Origin of the sequence: Chroococcidiopsis cubana SAG 39.79, from assembly GCF_003991895.1 — a bacterium.
Taxonomy (GTDB): domain Bacteria; phylum Cyanobacteriota; class Cyanobacteriia; order Cyanobacteriales; family Chroococcidiopsidaceae; genus Chroococcidiopsis; species Chroococcidiopsis thermalis.
Map to the genome: position 1 here is coordinate 1 of NZ_RSCK01000222.1, position 3187 is coordinate 3187.

Here is a 3187-nt window from a genome sequence, read left to right on the forward strand (position 1 = left end):
TCAGTAGACTAGAAAATGCTCTAGCATCAATTGCCCCTAAGATTCCTGTCGGCTTACCGTCAGCAGCGTAAGCCGTGCTATATTATCTATTACTAGCCGTTAGATGTTTGTCATTTTTCAGTCACAATTGGCGGTCAGGCTAATCAACATACTTTAGTAGCAAATATTTTAACGCTTACTTAATTTCAATAAATAAGTCACTCTTCATACAGAGCGACTTCTTACCCAAGGCAGTTATTTTTATTGTGATTTTCATGTTTATTAAAGTTTCTAAAAAAGACAGAAACTTATTTTTTTATCTTGTAAAAAAGCGGTAGTAAGCTGTAAAGTTACGCATAATGGTATCATCCGGCAGCAAACAGGGCGGTGGCATCGACGACAAAATAAGTTTGGGCAAATCTGGGAGCAGACGAAAGTTACTTTAAGGCTTGTCCTGAGCTATTTCAATTGGATTTGGGTACATTCCCGTAATGGTACTACTGCTCAAAGGGCAGACCTAACCTCAGAACCTTGGACTTGGGAAGATATTGCTGTTTATCCCACACTTGCTTGAGGCACAATCGTCTCGATATACTTATGGACGGCACGGATGGTTTTACAATTGTAAAAATAATCTGAGGTGATGGGGCTCGCCTTAACTGCCATCTGGAAATTGACATGACAACCAGAAGGCTGATGGCTCCTACTGTTCCGGCTTGCGGCGGAAGGGTAGGGCTATCGCTAGCCAATCTAACTTTCCAACGCGAGTTACGGTTCAACTGTTAACTAACCCGTAGTTGCGCGATGTTAGAGAGCTTTATCTGGATTTTGCTATTTGGCTTTTTTGGCGGTCAAATTGCTCGTCGCTTGAAAATTCCGGCGCTGGTAGGCATGGTGCTGGTGGGGATTTTCTTAGGTCCACAGGTGGCAAATGCAATTAGCCCTAGCGTTCTGGAGGCAGCTGGCACTCTGCGAACGATCGCTGTGATGGCAATTTTGATGAAGGCAGGGCTAGGGCTGGATCGGGAAAAGCTAGCCCGACAGGGATCTGTAGCACTGCGATTGGGATTTTTACCAGCGGCGTGTGAGGCAATAGCTGTTGCTTTGGCTGCAATGACAATTTTTCAGTTTGACTTTCTCACTGGATTAATGCTGGGTTGCATCATTGGGGCAGAGTCTCCGGCTGTCATCGTGCCAGGAATGTTGCGATTGAAAAGCCTTGGTTGGGGCGTAAACAAAGGAATTCCCGATGCGATTTTGACGGGTAGCGCTCTGTCAGATGTTTTGCTGCTATTAGTATTTAGCCTGTTATTGACATTCCTTTCCCAAGGGAGTGCAGCAGGTGTAAAGTTACCGGGAGGTTTAACTTTAAGCGCGCTGCATCTGCTGCCGTTACAAATTATTTTCCAAATTGTGCTGGGAGTTGTACTAGGGCTGCTGACGGCGCGGCTTTTGGTATCTCTGCTAACAAAGCAAAACTGGACGCAGAATGCGGTACAAGATACGTTGGTAGCGGCAAGTTTGGCTCTGTTGCTCGTGGTAGCGGCAGAGAAATTGCCAATTTTCTCTGGCTACTTGGCTGTGATGGCAATCGGATTTTTTGCGATCGCATTCGATCCGCCTTTAGCGCGACGATTGCGGAGTGGGTTTGATAGTTTATGGGTGGTAGCGGAAATTGTCTTGTTTGTCTTGCTAGGGGCAAGCATTCAATTGCAAGTGTTAGGAAAAATTTTACTTCCAGGGCTACTGATTCTGATAATTGGAACCCTAATCGGACGGGCGATTGGCTGGTACTTGTCTACCTTGGGTAGCAACTGGAACTGGCGGGAGCGATTATTTCTCTTACCTGGTAATTCTGCTAAGGCAACCGTTCAGGCAGCAATCGGCGCACTACCGTTAGCATCTGGGATCGAAGGAGGAGAAACAATTCTGGCGATCGCGGCGCTGTCAATTTTGGTCACTGCGCCTCTAGGAGCTTGGGCAATTCCGACATTTGCGCCGAAACTACTGGAGCGTGGTGAGGTTGACCCGACAAAGGTAGCAGTGACTCGCCGCATTATTATCTTAGCAGTCGTGGATACCTCCCCCTTAGCCGCTCAAGTGCTAACAAAAGCCGCAGAACTTGCCCGTCGGAGCGATAGTGAAGCGATCGTGTTGCACGTCATCCGCAGGCAAGATTCTCAAAAAGTGGCATTGCTCAAAGAAAAAGCCCAACGTCTTTTAGCAGATATCCGCCATCAATTCATCACCCTAGAAGGCTCGGTTCCAGAGACTATTGTTCGAGTGGCGCGAGAATATGGAGTGGCTGAGATTGTCATCGGTAAACGGGGACATCAAGCTTGGGATGAAGTTTTAGTCGGTTCGGTTTCCCAAGCAGTACTAGAATCGAGTCCGATTCCGGTAATTGTCGTTGAAGATAACCAATTCGTTGGTTAATTCGTCGGAATCCTGAAATATGCTCAAAGATCCCGTACTTCGCACTTCTCTTGCGATCGCACCAAGAGCAATCGCGCTTTGCGCTTAGCCGCTATTACCTCGGTGCGTGGTTCGTACAATTGTTTGGCACTGCAATTCCCTACGGTACGCTCTTCATCAACGTCAGTGGGTGTTTCCTGCTGAGATTCTTTGCTAGGCTGTCATGACAATACCGAACAAAGGTTTTAGTTTCATATTCGTTCTTTTCAAGTCTTTTACTTGTATACTAATAGACTCAATTCCGAGCCGCTTACCACAATCTTTAGACAGAAATCGAAACTTAAATTTTTCTATATCTTTATCTTGAGAAAGGGAGTTTTAAAACCCGTTCTAAAGAATTATCTTGAATATTACTGTGGTCGAATCTGAGCGAGAAGTAAACATAAATTACCCTCACGTCTCTAAAGATATATATCTGGTGTTAGAGATTTTTTCTGGCGAAGACAAGTCAAAACTTAAAAATAAGATTAGAGCTTCACAGTCCTCATTTCATGGCTCATCAAATATTCTAAAAACTGAAATCTTTATCATTTGTTGTCATTTTCTCATCATTTTTGTTCGTGATGCTAAAGATAGCTAAACAAAAAGTCAGGTAATTTTCAAATCAGTTGCCATAGTTAATGGCACTGTTAGCTACTTCTGGAAACATTTGAGGGGTAGTGATATGGAAGTAGTGGTGAAGCTCAAATCCTGTCTAACTCTGCATTGTAGCCATGAATGAAGTACCAAATCG

At 44.7% G+C, this 3187-nt stretch carries 1 protein-coding gene, 1 pseudogene and 1 riboswitch; the gene and the pseudogene both read left to right on the forward strand.

Going from position 1 to position 3187, the window contains the following annotated elements:
* Positions 1-337: 337 nt before the first annotated feature.
* Positions 338-553 (forward strand): annotated as a pseudogene (locus DSM107010_RS37385) (IS1 family transposase); the annotation flags it as partial.
* 56 nt (positions 554-609) lie between these two features.
* A riboswitch (Fluoride riboswitch) is annotated at positions 610-692 on the forward strand.
* Positions 693-783: 91 nt separating this feature from the next.
* On the forward strand, positions 784-2415 hold the full coding sequence (locus tag DSM107010_RS37390; protein WP_106171037.1) for a cation:proton antiporter domain-containing protein: 1632 nt from the start codon (positions 784-786) through the stop codon (positions 2413-2415).
* Positions 2416-3187: the final 772 nt, after the last annotated feature.